This is a genomic window from Nocardioides cavernae, assembly GCF_013410035.1.
In the GTDB taxonomy this organism is placed as follows: Bacteria; Actinomycetota; Actinomycetes; order Propionibacteriales; family Nocardioidaceae; genus Nocardioides; species Nocardioides cavernae_A.
The window spans coordinates 701704-719501 of sequence record NZ_JACCBW010000002.1 but is presented as its reverse complement, the minus strand read 5'-3'; the positions used below and the strand labels follow the sequence as shown (position 1 = coordinate 719501).

Genomic DNA, 17798 nt, shown 5'->3' with positions numbered 1-17798 from the left:
GTCGTCAGGGGCGCTCCTCGTCGCTCTCCCGGTCGGTCGCGTCCTGGGCGACCATGATCGACTCGATCTCGTCGACGAGGTGCCGGCCGAGCCGCGGCCACGACGGGTCGTAGCCGTAGGTCGCGGCGAGCCCGACCGCCGAGCGCGTGCCGTCGAGGATGTCGACGTCGCGCGGGCCGATCAGGCCGGGGTGCACGACGCCGACGGCCTCGGAGACCTTGAGCAGGTCGCGGCGCAGCGAGCGCACGTAGTTGGCCGCGCGCACGCTCTTGAGGCTGACGTCGAGGCCGCGGGTGTAGCGCGGGTTCTGCGTGGCCACGCCGACCGGGCAGTGGTCGGTGTGGCACTTCTGCGCCTGGATGCACCCGATGGCCATCATGGCCTCGCGCCCGACGTTGACCATGTCGGCGCCGAGGGCGAACGCGACCACCGCGTTCTCCGGGACGCCCAGCTTGCCGGCGCCGATGAAGACGACGTCGTCGCTGAGCCCTGCCTCCGCGAAGCGTCGGTAGACCTCGGAGAAGCCGATCCGGAACGGGTAGGCGACGGAGTCGGCGAAGATCATCGGCGCCGCACCGGTGCCGCCCTCGCCCCCGTCGATGTTGACGAAGTCGACGCCCCGATCGCCGCCCGCCATCGCGGCCGTGAGCTCGTCCCACATCGTGGTGTTGCCGACCGCGGACTTGATGCCGACGGGCAGCCCGGTGGCCTGCGCCACCGACTCCACGAAGTCGAGCATCGAGTCGACGTCGTGGAAGACCTCGTGACGGCTCGGGGAGGCGCAGTCCCTGCCCTCCGGGATGCCGCGGATCTCCGCGATCTCCCGGCTCACCTTCTCCCCCGGCAGCATCCCGCCGAGGCCCGGCTTGGCACCCTGGCTCAGCTTGACCTCGATCGCCCGGACGGGGGCCGACTGCACGAGGTCGACGAGCCGGGCCAGGTCGAACCGGCCGTGCTCGTCGCGGCAGCCGAAGTAGGACGTGCCGATCTGGAAGACGATGTCGCCGCCGTGGCGGTGGTGGGGAGAGAGGGCGCCCTCACCGGTGTTCTGCAGGCACCCGGCCAGCGCGGCTCCCTTGTTGAGCGCCTCGATGGCCTTGCCGGACAGCGAGCCGAAGCTCATCCCGGAGATGTTGACGACCGAGCCGGGGCGGAAGGCGTGCGTACGCCCGCGCGCCGCGCCCATCACCTTGGCGCACGGCAGCACGATCTCCTCCTGCGCGTGCGGCATCGTCGCCGCGCCGGGCCCGGTGAAGGTGCGGTGCTTGATGATCGGGTACCCCTCGACGCGCTCGACGTCGTTGTCGGTGCCGAACCCGAAGTAGTTGTTCTCGAGCTTGCTGCTGGCGTAGACCCAGCGACGCTGGTCACGGCTGAACGGCCGCTCCTCGTCGTTGCTCGTCACGATGTACTGCCGCAGCTCGGGGCCGAACCGCTCGAGGAAGAAGCGGGCGTGCCCGACGACCGGGAAGTTGCGGATGATCGCGTGCTTGGACTGGACCAGGTCGTGCACCGTCGTGGCGGCCGCGGCCGCCGCGGTGCCGCCCAGGATCGCGTACCTCCACTTCATGGTCCGTTCCTAGCCCTCGTGGACCGTGATGTCGAGGACCTGGTGGCGGTCAGGCGAGCTCGCCGCGGGCGAGGCTCACCCCGGAGTGGGTGGGGTCGCCGTCGTCGGGCTCCACGGAGATGTCGACGATGCGGTAGCCGTCGTCGATGAGGTGGCGCGGCACCTTGAACTCACCGTCGTCGCCGTCGGCGAGGATGCCGACGCCCACCATGCGCTTGCCGTCGACGTTGATCAGCCACACCTCGTGGAAGCCGTCCTCGTCGCCGAGGTCGCGGGCGCGCACCCGCAGGGTGATCACGTCGTCGCGGTCGGTGACGCTGGCCTCGCCCCGCTCGGCGTCGCTGTCGAGCGCGGTGAGCGCGGTGGCGGCGACCACCTCACCGCCGTCGTCGGTCTCGACCGGGGTCGGGTCGCTCGCCTCGGGCGCCGGGGTCTCGCCGGTGCCGATCCGGCCGAGGCCGATGCCGGCGACGAGGGCGAGCGCGGCGGCGACGGCGGCCAGCCACGCCGGGACGCCGCGACGCTCCCGCACGACGACCGGGGGTGGGGCGGTGGGCGGCGCCGGGGCGCGTACGTCCGCCAGGACCCGGTCGCGCACGTGCGCGGGCGGGGCGACGAGGGCGTCGGCACCGGCGCGTCGGCGGGTGCCGGTGAAGGCGGCCACCAGGGCCGCGCACTCGGGGCAGGTCTGGGCGTGCTCGCGCACCGCCTCGGAGGCGTCGTCGGGGTCGAGCGCGAGGCCCGCGAGCTGGTCGGGCTCAGCGTGACTCATGGCGCACCCCCTCGAGCTGTCGGTGGAGCGTGATCAGGCCACGGCGCAGGTGGCTCTTGACGGTGCCGAGCGGAAGTCCCACCCGCTCGGCGATCTCGGCGTGGCTGTGCTCCTCCCAGAAGGCGAGGAACAGGATCGTGCGGCGGGGGTCGGGCATCTCGTCGACGGCCTGCCGTACGACGAGCTGTTCGGCGACGTCCTCGTCCGCGGATTGGTGGAGCTCGTGCGCGCCCGGCAGGGACACGACCGCGGCGAGCCGGTCGGCGTCGCGCGCGCGGGCGGCGCGGACGTCGGCGACCTTGTGCCGGGCGATCCCGATCAGCCAGGCGGGCAGGGCGCTGGGGCTCGGGGTGAGCGTGTGGCGGCTGCGCCACGCGGCGACGAACACCTGCTGCGTGACGTCCTCCGCGTCGTGCGGGTCGGCCAGGGCCCGGAGGGCGTAGGTGTGGACCAGCGGGGACCACCGGTCGTACACCGCCTCGAGGGCTGCCTCCTCCCCCGCGACCAGGCGCTCGGCCAGTGAGCGGACGTCGTCCGCCTCGTCCTCGAGCGCCATCGGCTGGGTGACCACGAGGTCACCGTACCGGCGAGGCGAACGGGCGGGGAACGGGATGATGGTCATCGCGCTCCCCGCCCGTGCCCGCGTCAGGTGGTGGCCGCGACTCAGAGGTCGATCGGGCGCAGGACCCGGTCGATGCCGTGGGCGACCTGCTTGTTGCCCTTGTTGAGGTCGAGGGCCTTGAGGACCACCTTCGGGTCCTGGTCGTTCTTGTCGGCGTCCTTGAGCGTGATGCTCAGCATCGGCTTCTTCTTGATCGAGACCTTGACGGTGCCGCCCTGGGCGGTCTTGAGCTTGGCGCCGTTGGCCTTGAGCACCTTGTTGCTCGTCAGCGTCTTGCCCGGGACCACGTGGTAGAGCAGCACGGTCTCGATGGTGTCGACACCGGCGAGCTCGACGAGCGCCTCGAGGATCTTCTTCTCGCTCTTGATCGTCTTGCCCGTGAGGTCCTTGGCCAGCTGGCGGAACGCCTCGTCGGTGGGCGCGAAGACCGTGAGGCGCTGCGAGCCGTCGGCGACGAGCGCGACCGGGGAGTCCGGCTTGGCGTCGATCACGGCGAGGGCGGCCTCGGTGAGGATGTCGAAGTCGTTCTTGTTCTTGTCGAACTGGTTGCCGTCGGAGGTCAGCAGCGCGGCGAGGCTGTCGTCACCGGCGGCCTTCGCGCTGGCGGCGGGGGCGGTCGCCTGCACCGCGCCGAGGGCGAGGGCGGAGGCGGCCAGGATCGCGGGAACGCGACGCTTCATGATGCAGTCCTTCCGTTGGGGGCGCCCGGTGGCGCCCTGTCTCCCCCTTCTCCGGCTGGGGCGGCGGATCGGATGCACCTGCCCGTAGATTTCTTTCCATGGACCTCATCCCCACCCCCGAACAGGTGGTCGCCGCCGCCGGGAACGTGGCGCACAGCGTGCTCTACGGCGGCCTGGCCGACCTGCGGCCGATGCCGCGGACGCTGATCGACGACGGCGAGCTGCGCGAGGTCTACCACTACCGGCCCGTGAAGGACGTCGAGGAGACGGGCGACCCGGTGCTGCTGGTGACCCCCCTCGCGGCGCCCGCACTGTGCTTCGACCTGAGGCGCGGCTGCTCCCTCGTGGAGCACCTCGTGCAGGGGGGACGCCCGACCTACCTGGTGGAGTACGGGCAGGTGTCGTTCAAGAACCGTTCGCTCGGTGTGGAGCACTGGGTCGACGAGGTCATCCCCGAGGCGGTCCGGACGGTCTCCGAGCACGCCGGCGGGCGGCCGGTGCACCTCGTCGGCTGGAGCCTCGGCGGGATCTTCGCCCTGCTGGTCGCGGCCGACCGCCATGACCTGCCCCTCGCGTCGCTGACGGTCGTCGGCTCGCCGGTCGACGTCCGCAAGGTGCCGCTGGTCGCGCCGGTCAGGCCGCTGCTCAACCTGACGCAGGGCAGGGGCGCGGTCACGCGGATCTACCGAGCCCTCGGCGGCGTCCCGACGCCGCTGGTCAACTGGGCCTTCACGGCGGCGTCGGCGCAGAAGGTGGTCACCAAGCCGCTGGCGGTGCTCACCCACCTCGACGACACCGACTACCTCGCGCAGCTCGAGGCGGTCGACCGCTTCCGCGCGAACATGATCGCCTACCCCGGTCGCACGTTCGGCCAGCTCTACCACCGCTTCGTCAAGGGCAACGCGCTCGCCGAGGGGCGCATGGACGTCGGCGACCGGACGATCGACCTCGCCGCCATCGAGGTGCCGGTGCTGGTCTTCGCGGGCAACACCGACGGCATCGCACCGCTGCCGGCCGTACGCGCGGTGGTGCCGCTGCTGACCGGGTCCGAGCAGGTCCAGTTCGAGGTCGTGCCCGGCGGGCACCTCGGCATGCTGACCGGGCGGGCGGCACGCGGGACGACGTGGACCACCCTCGACGAGTGGGTCGACCAGTGGTCGGGCCGGGCGCCGGCGACGACCGAGGCGCCGGTCAGGAAGACCGCTGCGAAGAAGGCGCCCGCCAAGAAGGCGCCGGCCACGAAGGCAGCGACGAGGAAGGCGCCCGCGAAGAAGGCCGCGGCGAAGAAGGCGTCGGCCAGCACCATCGGCTCCAACCCGTCGCGCCGCTACGGCTCCGCCGGGTCGCGCTCCCTGGGCCGACGGTGAGCACCGCCGTCCCGACGGGCGAGCCGGCCACGCTCACCCGGGGCGTACGCATCGGCTACGGCAGCGGCTCCGTGGCGACCGGCGCGTTCGGCACCGTCCCCGGGCTGATGCTGCTGCCCTACCTGACCGACGAGCTCGGGATCGCGGCGATCTGGGCCGGCGTCATCGTGTTCGTGCCGAAGGCCTGGGACGTGCTGCTCAACCCCGTCGCCGGACGGGTCAGCGACCGGACGATCGACCCCGCCGGCCCACGACGGCCCTGGCTGATCCGGGCGGGGCTGATGCTGGCGGGCGCGTTCGCCCTCATCTTCGCCGCACCCGACCTCGGCAGCGCGGCGCTCGAGGCGACGTGGGTCCTGGTCTTCTTCGTGCTGGCGGCGTCGGCGTACGCCTTCTTCCAGGTCCCCTACGTCGCGATGCCGGCCGAGATCACCTCCTCCTACGACGAGCGCACCCGGCTGATGACGTGGCGGGTCGCGATCCTCGCGCTCACGATCATGCTCGCGGGCGCGACCGCGCCGCTCATCCGCGACGGCGTCGGCGGCCGCGACGGCTATCGCGTGATGGGCGTCGTGATGGCCGTGCTCATCGTCGTCGGCGTGGTGAGTGCGTGGTGGGGCACCCGCTCGGCACCGATCGGCGCGATCGGCGCGGGCGCGGGCTCGTTGCGCGAGCAGCTGAGGATCGTGGGCCGGGCCCGCGACTTCCGGCTGCTCCTGACCACCTTCGTGCTGCAGGCGCTGGCCACGGGCTGCATGCTCGCCGGGGTCGACTACCTCGCCGGCGACGTGCTGCTGCGCCCGGGTGCGGCGACGATCCTGTTCGTCTGCTTCGTCGGACCGGCGCTGGTGCTCACCCCGGTGTGGGCGCGCGTCGGCGAGCGGGTCGGCAAGAAGCAGGGCTACGTCGTGTCGTCGCTCGTGCTCGCCGCCGGCGCCCTCCTGACGCTCCTCGCGCTCGGGCTGAACGACGTGTGGACGATGATCGGCACGGCGCTGGTCGGCGTGGGCTACGCCGGGTGCCAGGTGTTCCCGATGGCGATGCTGCCCGACGCGGCCGCCGTCGACTCGGCCCGCACCGGCGAGAACCGCGCCGGCGTCTACACCGGCGTCTGGACGGCCGGCGAGACCCTCGGCCTCGCGCTCGGGCCCGCGGTGTACGCCGTAGGGCTGGCACTCGGGGGCTACGTGTCGAGCCAGGGCCGCGACATCGAGCAGCCGGAGTCGGCTCAGCTCGCCATCGTGCTCGGCTTCTCCGTGGTCCCCGCGCTGCTGGTCCTGGCCAGCCTGTGGTGGCTGCGCCGCTACGCGCTCGACGCCACCGAGGTGGCCACTGCCCAGGGAGGCTCCCATGACTGATCCCCTCGAGCGGCTGAAGGCGTTGCAGGGCGCCGACCTGCCGGTCCACGGCGGCCGCACGCTGGCCTACGTCTACGACTGCGGTGACCCCGAGGTCGACCGGGTCGCGCGCGAGGCGGTGGCCGCCTACGCCGCGTCCAACGCGCTCGACCCGACCGCCTTCCCCTCGCTGCTGCAGATGGAGAACGAGCTGGTGGGCTTCGCGTGCGCGCTCCTCGACGCACCGGACTCGGCGGTCGGCACGGTGACCTCCGGCGGCACCGAGTCGATCCTCCTGGCCGTGCAGGGCGCGCGCGACAGCCGTCCCGACGTCGTCCGGCCGCGGATGGTGCTGCCGGCCACCGCCCACGCGGCGTTCCACAAGGCCGCCCACTACTTCGGCGTCGGGGCCGTGCTCGTGCCCGTCGGGCCGGACTTCCGGGCCGACGCCGCGGCGATGGCGCAGGCCGTCGACGACGACACGGTGCTGGTCGTGGCCAGCGCGCCGTCGTACGCCCACGGCGTGGTCGACCCGGTGACTGAGATCGCCGCGGCGGCAGCGGCCCGCGGGGTGCGCTGCCACGTCGACGCCTGCATCGGCGGGTGGGTGCTGCCCTACGCCTCCCGGCTGGGCCGCGCGGTGCCGCCGTGGACGTTCGCCGTCGAGGGCGTCACCTCGATCTCGGTCGACACCCACAAGTACGCCTACGCCCCGAAGGGCACCTCGCTGCTGCTGCACCGCGACGCGTCGCTGCGCAAGCCGCAGTACTTCGCCTCGGCGGCCTGGCCGGGCTACACGATGCTCAACGCGACCACCCAGTCGACGCGGTCGGGCGGACCCGTGGCCGGCACGTGGGCCGTGGTGGAGCACGTCGGGGACGCGGGCTACCTCGACCTCGCCGGGCGCGCCTTCGACGCCGTCGACGCGATCGTCGCAGCCGTCGAGCGCGAGCCCGCCCTGCACCTCGTCGTCCAGCCGGACTCCACCCTCGTCACGCTGGCCACCGACGGGTCGTGCGACCCGTTCACGCTGACCGACGAGCTCGTCTCGCGCGGGTGGTACGTCCAGCCGCAGCTGTCGTACGCCGGGGGCGGGCCGAGCATCCACCTGTCCGTCAGCGCGGGCACCCTCCCGCACGTCGCCGAGCTCAGGGACGCGCTGTCGGAGTCGGTCGCGGCAGCCCAGGCGGCCGGACCCGTCGCGGTCGACCCCGGCGTGGTGGCGTTCATCGAGGCACTCGACCCGGCGGCGCTCGGTGACGACGACTTCGACGGCCTGCTCGCGGCGTCCGGCCTGGTCGGTGCCGGCGCGGACGGTGACCTCGAGCTGCCGACCCGGATGGCGGAGGTCAACGCGATGCTCGACGTCGCCTCGCCCGCCATGCGCGAGGCGCTGCTCGTCGCCTTCCTGGACCGGCTGCAGCGACCCGTGCGAGGGGGCCGCCCATGAGCTCGCTCGCGGGGCTCGTCGAGGAGGGACGGGTCGCCCCGGACTGGGCGGAGGCGCTCGCCCCGGTCGACGACCGGATCGCGGCGATGGGGCGCTTCCTCGGCGACGAGGAGGCGGCGGGCCGCGGGTACCAGCCCCCCGCAGAGCGGATCTTCCGGGCCTTCGAGCGTCCGCTCGCCGATGTGCGCGTGCTCGTGGTCGGGCAGGATCCCTACCCCAACCCCTCGCACCCGATCGGGCTGAGCTTTGCGGTGGAGCGGGACGTGTGGCCGCTCCCGCCGAGCCTGGTGAACATCTATGTCGAGCTGCGCGACGACCTCGGGATCGTGCCGCCCCGTCACGGCGACCTGTCCGCGTGGGCCGACCAGGGCGTGATGCTGCTCAACAGGTCCCTGACCGTGCGTCCCGGTGACTCGAACAGCCACCAGGGCAAGGGGTGGGAGGTCATCACCGATCGCGCCATCACGGCCCTCGCCGCCCGTGGCGGTCCCTGCGCGGCGATCCTCTGGGGCCGCCACGCCCAGTCGTTGAAGCCCCTGCTGGGGCCGGTCCCGTGGGTGGAGTCGGCCCACCCCTCGCCGCTGAGCGCGCGCCGCGGGTTCTTCGGGTCCAAGCCCTTCAGCCGGGTCAACCGCCTGCTCGAGGAGCAGGGAGCGGGTCCGGTCGACTGGGCCCTTCCGGAATATAATTGAATTCTGTACTATTGAGGATGTCATGAACGATCGCATGCCTGCCCTCTACATCGGCCACGGTGCGCCGCCGCTGCTCGACGACCCGATCTGGTCTGGGCAGCTCGCCGCCTGGGCGAAGGACCTCCCGCGCCCGAAGGCGATCCTGATCGTCTCCGCGCACTGGGAGTCCGCGCCGGTGAGCCTGAGCGCCAACCGCGCCCCACTGGTCTACGACTTCGGCGGGTTCGCGCCGAAGTACTACCAGATGACCTACGAGACGCCGGACTCCTCCGCGCTCGCCCAGCGCATCGCCGCGATGATGCCGAGCACCGAGCCGGTCCACCAGCACGTCTCGCGCGGTCTCGACCACGGCGCCTGGGTGCCGCTCAAGATCATGTACCCCGAGGCCGACATCCCCGTCCTGCAGATGTCGCTGCCCACCGACGACCCGCACCGGCTCATGCAGCTCGGCGAGCGGCTGCGTCCCCTCCGCGACGAGGGCGTCCTCGTCATCGGCTCCGGGTTCCTCACCCACGGCCTTCCCTTCCTCAAGGAGTTCCGCATCGAGGCCGCCGCGCCCGGCTGGTCGGTCGACTTCGACCACTGGGCGGCCGACGCGCTGACCCGCGGGGACGTCGACCTGCTGTCGGACTACAGGGCCAAGGCCCCCGGCATGCCGTACGCCCACCCGACCGTCGAGCACTACACGCCGCTCTTCGTGACGCTCGGCGCCGCGACCACCGCCGACGACCCCGGGGTCCAGGTGATCGACGGGTTCTGGATGGGCCTCTCCAAGAGGTCGCTGCAGGTCGCCTGACGGGTCGCCGAGGAACGAGGCGGCCCGCAGCCAGGCGAGGTCGAGTGTGCCCACGGCCGAGGCACGAGGCCGTGACGGCACGTACCGAGACCCGGGACCGACCGGGTCGCCGAGGAACGAGGCGGCCCGCAGCCAGGCGAGGTCGAGCGAGCCCACGGCCGAGGCACGAGGCCGTGACGGCGCGTGTCGAGACCCGGATAGATTGGGGGGATGCGCGTCCTCTCCATCCAGTCCCACGTCGCCTACGGCCACGTCGGCAACTCCGCAGCCGTCTTCCCGCTCCAGCGCCTCGGCCACGAGGTGTGGCCGGTCCTGACGGTGAACTTCTCCAACCACACCGGCTACGGCGCGTGGCGCGGGCCGCTCATCGACGCGGACGACGTCGCGGCGGTCATCACCGGCATCGGTGAGCGGGGCGCCTTCGCGACCTGCGACGCGATCCTCTCGGGCTACCAGGGCTCGCCGGAGATCGCGGACGTCATCGTCGACGCCGTGGCGCAGGTCAAGGTGGCCAACCCGGACGCGACCTACACGTGCGACCCGGTCATGGGCAACGCCACCTCCGGCTGCTTCGTGAACCCGGCCATCCCGCCGAAGTACCGCTCCACCGTCATCCCGGTCGCCGACGTCCTGACGCCCAACCAGTTCGAGCTCGGCTTCATCACCGAGCGCGACGCCCTGAGCGGTGCGTCGTCGCTCGAGGCGATCCTGGAGGCCGTCGAGGAGGTCCGCGCCCTCGGCCCGTCGACGGTGCTCGTGACGTCCGTGGACCGGGAGGGCGCGCCCGAGGACGCCATCGAGATGCTCGCCGTCACCGGCGACGAGGCGTGGCTGGTGCGGACCCCGCGGCTGCCCATGAAGGCCAACGGCTCCGGCGACATCACCGCCGCCCTCTTCACCGCCCACCTCAGGACGACGGGCTCCGCCGCCGACGCGCTCGCCCGCACGGCCTCGTCGGTCTTCGCGGTGCTCAAGGAGACCCTCGACTCCGGCGAGCGCGAGCTGCGCCTGATCGCGGCCCAGGAGGCCATCGCCTCCCCCGCCAACGAGTTCGAGGTCGAGCAGGTCCGCTGACGCTCCACCATGGGATGTCGGTGAAGGCGCACTTCCCTCGGTTCATCGACCCCGGGAAGTGCAGGCTCGTCGACATCCCATGGTGAAGCAGCGGGAGCCGGTGACAGGAATCGAACCCGCGACATCATTATTACAAGTAATGCGCTCTACCAACTGAGCTACACCGGCGTGCGCCTCGCGGCGCGGCGGCCATCCTAGGTGAGGGAGGATGGCGCCCGTGAGCCTCCTCCACCTGCCGCACCACGACGGCTCCCCGCTCTTCGTGTCCGACGAGGCGCCGGCCCTCGGCGACACGGTGACGGTGCGCGTGCGGACGAGCGCCGCCGACCCGGTCGAGGCGGTCTGGCTGCGCACGACGTACGACGCGGAGCCGGTCTTCCACCCGACGACGGCCACCGCCGAGGGCGAGGTGGTCTGGTGGTCCGCGGCGCTGCCGGTGCACAACCCGGTGACCCGCTACCGCTTCCTCCTCGTCCGCGCGGACGGCAGCCAGGAGTGGCTGACCGGGGCCGGTGCGGTGGCGTACGACCTCCCGGACGCCGCGGACTTCCGCCTCTCCGCCTTCCCCTCCGCGCCCGACTGGGGGCGTGACGGCGTCGTCTACCAGGTCTTCCCCGACCGGTTCGCCCGCTCGGCCGCGGCTGACGAGCGACCCGTCCCCGACTGGGCGCTGCCGGCGGCGTGGGACGAGGAGGTCGTGTTCGAGGGCAGCGACCCGCGCACCCCGATGCAGCTGTTCGGCGGCGACCTCGACGGCGTCACCGAGCACCTCGACCACGTGGCGGCGGTCGGCGCGGACGTCCTCTACACGACGCCGGTGTTCCCGGGTGAGAGCAACCACCGCTACAACGCCACCACGTTCCTCGAGGTCGACGCCCTGCTCGGCGGCAGCGAGGCGTACGCCCGGCTCAGCTCGGCGGTGCACGCGCGCGGGTGGCGGATCCTCGGCGACCTGACGACCAACCACACCGGCGACACCCACGAGTGGTTCCTCGCCGCCGTCGACGACCCGGAGGACCCGCACCGGTCGTTCTACTACTTCGAGGACGATGGCACCTATGCGTGCTGGATGGGCCACGGCACCCTGCCCAAGATCAACCACGCCAACCTCGACGCCCGCCACGCCATGGTCGACGGGCCCAGCTCGGTCGTGGGCCGCTGGCTGCAGCCGCCCTACGACGTGGACGGCTGGCGCATCGACGTCGCCAACATGACCGGCCGGCTCGGCGCCATCGACGTCGCGCACGACGTCGCCCGCACGGTGCGCGCCACCGCCGCGGCGCTGCGGGAGGACCCCTGGGTCATCGGCGAGCACAACCACGACGCGACGGGCGACGTCGACGGCGACGGCTGGCACGGCACGATGAACTACTCCGGCTTCTCGTGGCCGGTCTGGTCGTGGCTGCGCGACCCGGCCTCGCCGGCGCGTGCGTTCGGCCGCCCCGTCCCCGTGCCCCGGCGCGACGGTCCCGCGGTCGTCGAGACCTTCCGCGCCTGGCAGGGCACCCTCGGCTGGCGGGCGACCGCCTCGAGCTGGAACATCCTCGGCTCCCACGACTCCGCCCGGATCCGCACGCTCGTGGGCGGCGACGCAGCCGTCCACCGCGTCGCGGTCGGCCTGCAGTTCACCCTGCCCGGCGTCCCCATGGTGTTCGCCGGCGACGAGATCGGGCTCGAGGGGGTCAACGGCGAGGACGCCCGCCGCACCATGCCGTGGGACCGCCGCGACGAGTGGGACACCCGCACCCTGGAGGCGTACGCCGGGCTCTCCGCCCTGCGCCGCGCCCACGTGGCGCTGCGCCGCGGCGGGCTGCGCTGGGCCCACGTCGACGCGGACACGATCGCCTACGTCCGCGAGCATCCCGACCAGAGCGTCCTCGTCGTCGTACGCCGCTGCGCCGGGGCGGCGTTCGACCTCCCGCTCGGTGACGCCCGGCACCTCTACGGCTCGGAGACCGGCGGGACCGACCTCGCGTCCGGCACCCGCGGCCTCGTGGTGCCCGCGTCCGACGGGCCGCGGGTCGATGTGTGGGAGCTCGTCACGGAGTAGCGTGTCGGGCCATGGCCATGCGGATCGTCGCCAGCCGGCCCGACCCGGCCGTCCTCACCCTGCCGTGGCACCTCCCCCTGGAGGAGTGGCCCGAGGACGTCGTCGTGCCCCTCCCCCGCGGCCTGTCGCGGCACGTGGTGCGCATCGTGCGGCTCAACAGCTCGGTCTACGCCGTCAAGGAGACCCACGGCGACATCGCCTTCCGTGAGTACCGGATGCTCCGCGACCTGCAGCGGATGGGGATGCCGTCGGTGGTGCCGCAGGGCGTCGTCACCGGCCGCGAGGACGCGGACGGCGAGGAGCTCCCGGCGGCGCTCATCACCCGCCACCTGCAGTTCTCCCTGCCCTACCGGAGCCTGTTCAGCCGCGGCATGGACGCCGAGCACGTGCCGACGCTGATCGACGCGATCGTCGTGCTGCTCGTCCGGCTGCACCTCGCCGGGTTCTACTGGGGCGACGTCTCGCTCTCCAACGTCCTGTTCCGGCGCGACGCCGGCGCGCTCGCGGCCTACCTCGTGGACGCCGAGACCGGCGAGCTGCACGAGTCGGTCGGCGACCGGCTGCGCGACTACGACATCACCGTCGGCTGCGAGAACATCTTCGCCGAGCTGATGGACCTCTCGGCGAGCGGCGCCGTGCAGAAGGAGATCGACGGCTTCGCGATCATCGAGCACCTCCGCACCCGCTACGAGGCGCTGTGGAACGAGCTGACCGGGCTCGAGGAGTTCCGCGCCGACGAGATGTGGCGCATCGAGCAGCGCGTCGAGCGGCTGAACGACCTCGGCTTCGACGTCGACGAGCTCGACATCGTGACCGACCTCGGCGGCGACACCATCCGGATCCAGCCCAAGGTCGTCGACCTGGGCCACCACGCCCGCGAGATCCGGGACCTGACGGGCATGAGCGTGGAGGACAACCAGGCGCGACGGCTGCTCAACGACCTCGCCGCGTTCACGGCCCACTTCGACCTCGGCCGCGAGGACCGGCACCTCGTGGCGAGCAGGTGGATGCACGACGTCTTCGAGCCGATCATGGCGATGATCCCGCCGGACGCGACGGGCAAGCTCGAGCCGGCCGAGGTGTTCCACGAGATCCTCGAGCACCGGTGGTACCTCTCCGAGCGCGCCGGTCACGAGGTGGACATCAAGGAGACCGCCCGCGACTACATCGACCGCTTCCTCACCACCCGCGCCGACGAGGCGATCGCGGGACAGGAGTAGGACCCGGCGCTGGCCGGGGCGCGCACGCTCAGACCGCGATGCGCCCGCCGCGGTCCAGCCACCAGCCGGCCGAGCCGCGTGCCGCCTCGTCGAGGCCCGGGTCGCGGGCCAGCGTGGCGAGGGCCGGGTGCGCGCTCATCCCCGCCGCGAACGCGGCCGCGCGACGCGTGGCGGAGTCCGACAGCGCCCGTCGCAGGTCGTTGACGGGCACGTGCAGGCCGGACGCCCCCGCGACCTGCAGGCCGGCGGCTCGCAGCACCTCGTCGGGCGAGTCGAGCCACCGGGTCGCGATGCTCGACCCGTCCCCGTGCAGGGTGCCCTGGATCCGCCGGACCATCCGGTGGCGGATCCGCTCGTCGGGCTCGTCGTCGACCATGCGGGCGAGGTGCTCCCACGTGGGCCGGGCGACGGCGGGGAGCCCGCCCAGCAGGAAGTAGCCGGTCACTGCGCGCGTCTCCCAGTGGCCGTAGCCGATGTCGAACATCAGTCGTGCGAGCATCGGCTGGTCGCCGACCCCGACCTGCCGGCCGATCCGTCGCGCGGACTCCTGGCACCCCTGCCAGTGCCGGTTGGTGGCCTCGCGGTCGAAACCCTCCACCTCGGGGGCGCGCGGCAGCGGCCGCGACGGCGTACGCCCCAGCGTCCGCCACACGGCGGCCGGCACGAGACGGATGAGGTGCGTCGCCCACTCCTCCTGCACCGAGCCGGCGGCGACCGCGTCGAAGGCGTCGACCAGCGCCGGCGCCACCTCGGTCCAGAAGGCCTGCGGCCCGGCGATCTCGGCCATGTTCTCCAGCCCCAGGGCCCCGCACAGCGCGAGGTGGGGGGCCTCGTCGACCAGCAGCTCGAGGCACCACGCGACGGCGTCCGGCGTCGCGGCCTCCCCGACCGCGCTCAGCAGGTCGCCGAGCGCCTGCGCGTGCGGGTGCGCGACCTCCTCGCGCGCGATCTCGAGGACGAGGAAGCCGTAGCCGCTGCACCGGATCCGGGCGAGCGCCTCGTAGCGCGTCGGGTAGCCGTGGCTGACCGACCGGGCGAGCTCGCGCACGAGCCGCCGCACGGCCGTGCGGGCCAGGGAGACCGGCAGGCCGATGTTGCCGGGCGCCGAGATGGCACGCGCCCAGCGCAGCCACTCACCCCCTGAGACGTCCTCGGCGCCGGCGATGCTCTCGGTCAGCCGGGAGAGCTCCTCGACCGAGGAGATCGGAAGCCCCGGCCTGACGTCGACGGGGCTGGTGGCCGGGAAGGTGCGGCACAGGACGTCGATCGGCGCACGCAGCGACCCCTCGGGGAGCCCCAGCACGCGCTCGTAGCCGTCGACGAGCTCGCCGTCGCGCAGCTGGCCGGTCTCGGCCCGCGACAGCCGCGCCGTGCTCGTGCCGAGCGCCTCCGCGACGGGGCGCATCCGGGTGTCGACGTCCCGGGCGGTCGTGCGGGCCATCCGCAGCACCCAGCCGATGCGGGCGGCCACGTCGATGACCGGACCGGCGAGCGACGTGGAGTCGTCGACGATCGTCATCCTGGTCGGTTCGGGCACGCGCCGATTGTCAGGGCACGCATGACGTCGTCGGCACACCCGTCTCGCGCCGAGGAGGTAAAGATTTCATCCAGCCTTGATCATGAAACCGACTCGCGCTGCGGCGCCCGGCGACGGAGGATCGACCCGCGGGCCGGGCCGAGGGAACGTGGGGACTCTCAGCCCGGCTCGACAGGGCTCCAGTCGCCGACCAGCCAGGACCCGTCGGTGCGCAGCCGCACCCACTGGAGCCCGATCGGCCGGCCGTCGGCATAGGTCACCAGGCTGACGTCGGCGTCGCGACGCGGCTTGCTGCCGATCGCGATGGCGTACGCCGCCCCGCCGGTGGTGCCGTTGGTCCACGTGTAGCCCGTGGACCCGTCCTCGCCCGTGATCACGTCCGGGCCCGCCTGGACGTGGGTGTGGCCGCCGAGCACCAGGTCCACGCACCCGCGGGCGAGCGCCTCGCGCCCGAGGTTGGCGTCGTGGACGAGCACGGTGCTGACGCGCTCGCCGTCCTCGGCCGCGGCACACGCGTCGTCGGCCAGCCGGTCGCCGACCTCGGCGAAGCTCAGCCCGGACTCCTCGCGCCAGTTGCCCAGGCCGCTGCTGCGCGGGTCGTCGACGCCGAGGAGCGTGCCGCCCCACGGCGCGTCGACCGCCTCCCCGTCGAGCATCGTCCAGCCGAGGTCGGCCAGGTAGGTGCTGACGAAGGTCCCGTGGTCGTGGTTGCCGGCCACCCCGAACCGTTCCCAGTCCGAGAAGGCGCCCTCGAGCGAGTCGAGGCTGAACGCCTCCCAGGGCTGGCCGGTCGAGGTGTCGTCGCCGGCGTCGAGGACGACGGTGGCCCCCGCCCGCTCGCCGATCGCCCGGGCGACCCGGTCCATGCCGATGTTGTCGTGCCGGTCGCTGACCAGCAGCGCGACGGTCTCCCCGTCCTCCGGCTCGCGCAGGTCGAGGTCGGCCGCACCCTCGGCGGCCGTGGAGTAGAACTCCTTGGACTTGTCGTAGGTGTCGATCGCGCTCAGCACGAGCCGCTTGCTCTGGGTCGTCACCGGCCCGGTGCGGACCTCGATGTCGCGCACCTCCCCCGGCAGGGTGACGTCGGGACCAGCGAGCTCGGCCAGCGTCTGCCAGCTGCCCTGCTCCTCCTGGGTCTCCGCGTCGGCCTCCCACGGCTGCCACACCAGCACCGGCAGGACAAGCAGCAACGCGAGGGCGACGAGACCGTTGCGGGAGCGTACGCCGCGGAACAGCTCGCCGCGCCGGTGGCGGCCCAGCAGCAGGTAGAAGGCCACCGGGACCAGCCCGACGCCGAGCCCGCGCAGCGCCGCCGACACCGCCATGTCGACCACGACGGCGCGCACCTTGTCGACCTGGCCGGTCGGGTCGCCGGCGATGTAGGCGTAGCGCTCGACGAGCTCCTCGACGGAGCCGACCTCGGTCTTGCCGAGCGCAAGGGAGACGCCGACTGGGCCCACGTCGCGGAACCGGAAGTCCGGCAGCAGGGGGCCGGTCTGCACGACCGCGTCACCCGACGTCGTCGGGCGCACGACCGTGTCGTGACCGACGAGCACGACCGTCCGGCTGCTGTTGAGGAACAGCGACACCGCGACGGACGCACCGAGCAGCGCGCTCAGGCAGACGACGACGATGCCGCCTGCGACGCGGCGTCGGCGGCCCATCAGCAGATCACGTCAGCCGGGCCTGCGAGATCGAGTAGAGCGCCACCGAGGCGGCGACGCCGGCGTTGAGCGACTCGAGCTGGCCGGCCATGGGGATCGACACGATCTGGTCGCAGGTCTCCGCGACCAGGCGACCGAGGCCCTTGCCCTCCGACCCGACGACCACGACGAGCGGGCCCTCGGCGAGACCACCCGGTGCCACGAGCTCGGGCAGGGACAGGTCGCCGTCGGCGGCCAGGCCCACGACCATGCAGCCCGCGTCCTGGTACGCCTTGAGCTGGCGCGTGAGGTTGACCGTCTGGGCGACGGGCAGCCGGGCCGCGGCGCCCGCGCTGGTCTTCCACGCCGAGGCGGTCATGCCCGCGGCGCGACGCTCGGGGATGAGCACGCCGTGGGCGCCGAAGCCGGCGGCCGAGCGGATCACCGCGCCGAGGTTGCGTGGGTCCGTGACCTGGTCGAGCGCGACGATGAGCGCCGGCTCCTTGTTGTCGTCGGCCCGGTCGAGCAGGTCGTCCGCGTGGGCGTACTCGTAGGCCGGGAGCCGTGCGGCGAGGCCCTGGTGCACCGCGCCGCCGGTCATCCGGTCCATCTCGTTGCGGGTGACCTCAAGCAGCGTCAGGCCCTGCTCGGCGGCCAGCTTGAACGCCTCACGCATCCGGCCGTCGCGCTCGGTGCCCTCCGCGACGTAGATCGCCGCGACCGGGACCCCCGCCTGGAGCAGCTCGACGACCGAGTTGCGGCCGGCGGCCCACTCGGCGTCCGAGGTGGTGCGCCGCTTGGGCCGGGTGTCCTTGGCCTTCTCGGCGCGCTTCGCCGCCTTGTGGGCCTGGTGGTAAGGACGGTCCTTCGCCTTGGGCGTCGGCCCGCGGCCCTCGAGCCCGCGCCGCACGCGGCCTCCGGAGCCGGCGGTCGGGTTGCCCTTGCCGGTCTTCTTGATCGCGCCCTTGCGCTTGGAGTTGCCAGCCAC

At 72.9% G+C, this 17798-nt stretch carries 15 protein-coding genes and 1 tRNA gene; 8 read left to right on the top strand and 8 right to left on the bottom strand.

Annotation, left to right across the window (positions count from 1 at the left end; all coding sequences use genetic code 11):
* Positions 1–4: 4 nt before the first annotated feature.
* From F4692_RS10950 to F4692_RS10935, 4 genes are all read right to left on the bottom strand, one after another.
* A complete protein-coding gene (locus F4692_RS10950) occupies positions 5–1570 on the bottom strand; it encodes an FMN-binding glutamate synthase family protein (protein WP_179619677.1) in 1566 nt (521 codons plus the stop codon).
* A 49-nt stretch (positions 1571–1619) separates the two neighbouring features.
* Positions 1620–2342 (bottom strand): anti-sigma factor, encoded by a 723-nt coding sequence (locus F4692_RS10945; protein WP_179619676.1) that lies wholly within the window; start codon positions 2340–2342, stop codon positions 1620–1622.
* The gene (locus F4692_RS10940; RefSeq protein WP_218858395.1) at positions 2329–2913 is read right to left on the bottom strand and encodes an RNA polymerase sigma factor; all 585 of its coding nucleotides are present in this window, start codon (positions 2911–2913) and stop codon (positions 2329–2331) included. Before F4692_RS10940 ends, F4692_RS10945 begins: the two co-directional genes overlap by 14 nt.
* 92 nt (positions 2914–3005) lie before the next feature.
* Entirely contained in the window at positions 3006–3644 is a 639-nt protein-coding gene (locus F4692_RS10935) for a fasciclin domain-containing protein (RefSeq protein WP_179619675.1), read from the bottom strand.
* Positions 3645–3742: 98 nt separating this feature from the next.
* Here F4692_RS10935 and F4692_RS10930 point away from each other — a divergent pair, with 98 nt between their 5' ends.
* From F4692_RS10930 to pdxY, 6 genes are all read left to right on the top strand, one after another.
* Entirely contained in the window at positions 3743–5011 is a 1269-nt protein-coding gene (locus tag F4692_RS10930) for an alpha/beta fold hydrolase (protein WP_179619674.1), read from the top strand.
* On the top strand, positions 5008–6369 hold the full coding sequence (locus tag F4692_RS10925) for an MFS transporter (protein WP_179619673.1): 1362 nt from the start codon (positions 5008–5010) through the stop codon (positions 6367–6369). The genes F4692_RS10930 and F4692_RS10925 overlap by 4 nt, the downstream gene beginning before the upstream one ends.
* Positions 6362–7798, top strand: a complete 1437-nt coding sequence (locus F4692_RS10920; protein WP_179619672.1) for a pyridoxal phosphate-dependent decarboxylase family protein — start codon at positions 6362–6364, stop codon at positions 7796–7798. The genes F4692_RS10925 and F4692_RS10920 overlap by 8 nt, the downstream gene beginning before the upstream one ends.
* On the top strand, positions 7795–8490 hold the full coding sequence (locus F4692_RS10915; RefSeq protein WP_179619671.1) for a uracil-DNA glycosylase: 696 nt from the start codon (positions 7795–7797) through the stop codon (positions 8488–8490). Before F4692_RS10920 ends, F4692_RS10915 begins: the two co-directional genes overlap by 4 nt.
* Positions 8491–8524: 34 nt before the next feature.
* Positions 8525–9286, top strand: coding sequence for a dioxygenase family protein (locus F4692_RS10910; RefSeq protein ID WP_257029748.1), 762 nt, complete (start codon positions 8525–8527; stop codon positions 9284–9286).
* 210 nt (positions 9287–9496) lie between these two features.
* Positions 9497–10360, top strand: coding sequence for a pyridoxal kinase PdxY (pdxY, locus tag F4692_RS10905; RefSeq protein ID WP_179619669.1), 864 nt, complete (start codon positions 9497–9499; stop codon positions 10358–10360).
* A gap of 95 nt (positions 10361–10455) precedes the next feature.
* On the opposite strand, the gene F4692_RS10900 is transcribed toward pdxY, so the two are convergent.
* Positions 10456–10528, bottom strand: a tRNA-Thr gene (locus F4692_RS10900).
* Between the two features lie 49 nt (positions 10529–10577).
* Here F4692_RS10900 and F4692_RS10895 point away from each other — a divergent pair.
* Positions 10578–12410, top strand: a complete 1833-nt coding sequence (locus F4692_RS10895) for a glycoside hydrolase family 13 protein (protein WP_308645260.1) — start codon at positions 10578–10580, stop codon at positions 12408–12410.
* A gap of 11 nt (positions 12411–12421) precedes the next feature.
* Positions 12422–13630, top strand: coding sequence for a DUF4032 domain-containing protein (locus tag F4692_RS10890; RefSeq protein ID WP_179619667.1), 1209 nt, complete (start codon positions 12422–12424; stop codon positions 13628–13630).
* A gap of 28 nt (positions 13631–13658) precedes the next feature.
* Here F4692_RS10890 and F4692_RS10885 read toward each other — a convergent pair whose 3' ends face one another.
* The 3 genes from F4692_RS10885 to rlmB form a co-directional block, all read right to left on the bottom strand.
* The gene (locus tag F4692_RS10885) at positions 13659–15167 is read right to left on the bottom strand and encodes a hypothetical protein (RefSeq protein ID WP_179619666.1); all 1509 of its coding nucleotides are present in this window, start codon (positions 15165–15167) and stop codon (positions 13659–13661) included.
* A 158-nt stretch (positions 15168–15325) separates the two neighbouring features.
* Positions 15326–16831, bottom strand: a complete 1506-nt coding sequence (locus F4692_RS10880) for a metallophosphoesterase (protein WP_179619665.1) — start codon at positions 16829–16831, stop codon at positions 15326–15328.
* A gap of 7 nt (positions 16832–16838) precedes the next feature.
* Positions 16839–17798 carry a 23S rRNA (guanosine(2251)-2'-O)-methyltransferase RlmB gene (gene rlmB / locus F4692_RS10875; RefSeq protein ID WP_179619664.1) on the bottom strand — a complete coding sequence of 320 codons (960 nt, stop codon included), beginning with the start codon at positions 17796–17798 and terminating at the stop codon, positions 16839–16841.